We start from the raw sequence: 1,453 nt of genomic DNA, 5'->3' as shown, positions 1-1,453 counted from the left end.
CGGCAGCGGCGGCAGCACCGAGCGTTGGGCGTACCAGAACACCAGCGCCAATACCGCGAGAACCGCCCAGATGGCCAGGCCGATGCGCCAGCTGCCGGTTTGCACCTGGATAAACGGCGAGAACGAAGCGGCGAGGGCCGCGCCGCCCATGATCGCGGTGACGTACAGGCCCATGAACAGGGAAACGTTGTCGCTGAAGCGCGACTTGATCAAGGCGGGCATCAACGCCTGGATCATCGCGATCCCCACACCGGCCGCGATGGCGCTGAGGATCAGCTCAACCGCCGAGTCCAGGAACAACCGGGAGACGGTGGCCAGGCCGATCACCACCAGCGACAGCACAATGCTGCGATGCTCGCCGAAGCGTTTGGCCACGCCCATGCCAAAAAACATCGCCAGGCCCATGGCCATGACCGGCAGCATGGTCAGCAGGGAGGCCGTGCTGAAACTCAGGGCCACATCGGCGCGAATCGACGACAACAACGGGCCGACGGCGGCCATCGACGGGCGCAGGTTGAGGGCAACCAGCACAACGCTGATCATCAGCCAAACGGCGGTGGCGGGTTTTGCGCGGACGTTTTCCATGGGCGAGCCTTGAACTGACAAGGGCAGTATTAGGCCGGGCGTGGGGGAGGGCGGCAAATGAGAAAGTCGTTGGCGCTATTGAAAAAATGCATCTGCTGACACGGCACAAATCAACAGGTAGGAGCTGGCNNCAAGCCAGCTCCCACAGGGAACAGTGGTGCTCTTGAGTGTTTCTACACCGCCCGGATCACATGCTTGATCTCCTGAAACGCCTGCAACCCCCAAGGCCCCAGTTCGCGGCCAATGCTGCTCTGCTTGTAACCACCCCACGCCGTTTGCGGGAAGATCACCTGCGGCGCGTTGATCCACACCAAACCCACCTGCAAAGCATTGGCCACTCGCTCAGCCGCTTCCACGTTGCTGCTCAGCACGCTCGCGACCAGGCCAAACTCACTGTCATTGGCCAGCGCCACCGCCTCGGCCTCATTGGCAAAACTGCGCACGCACAGCACCGGGCCGAAGATCTCCTCGTTCCACAACGCGCTGTCCAACGGCACTTCAGTGAAGACCGTCGGGCGAATGAAATACCCATGAGGCAAATCCGCCGGGCGCCCGCCGCCACACAGCAGCTTCGCGCCGGCTTGCAGGCCACGTTCGATATGCCCCAGCACCCGCTGGTACTGCGCACGGTTGACCAATGCGCCCATTTCCACGTCTTCGGCAAACGGGTCCGCCATGCGAATGCTCTCGGCCCTGGCCTGCAAGCGGGTGAGAAAATCGTCCGCCAGTTCGTCGGCCACCAACACCCGGCTGGTGGCGGAACACATCTGCCCGGCGTTGAAGAAACCACCGCCGCAGGCCAGTTCCACGGCCAGGTCGAGGTCGGCGTCCGCCAGCACCAGCAACGCGGATTTGCCGCCCAGTTCCA

The 1,453-nt window shown here is 63.2% G+C and carries 2 protein-coding genes; both read right to left on the bottom strand.

Annotated elements, in window-relative coordinates; all coding sequences use genetic code 11:
* On the bottom strand, positions 1-585 hold a 585-nt coding region (locus HX846_RS30710; RefSeq protein ID WP_178966830.1), incomplete at its 3' end, for an MFS transporter.
* A gap of 173 nt (positions 586-758) precedes the next feature.
* On the bottom strand, positions 759-1,453 hold a 695-nt coding region (locus HX846_RS30705), incomplete at its 5' end, for an aldehyde dehydrogenase family protein (RefSeq protein ID WP_178966829.1).

Source organism: Pseudomonas sp. K5002, from assembly GCF_013386655.1.
Lineage (GTDB): Bacteria > Pseudomonadota > Gammaproteobacteria > Pseudomonadales > Pseudomonadaceae > Aquipseudomonas.
Note: the sequence above shows the minus strand (reverse complement) of the source record. Positions and strands in the feature narration are given on the sequence as shown.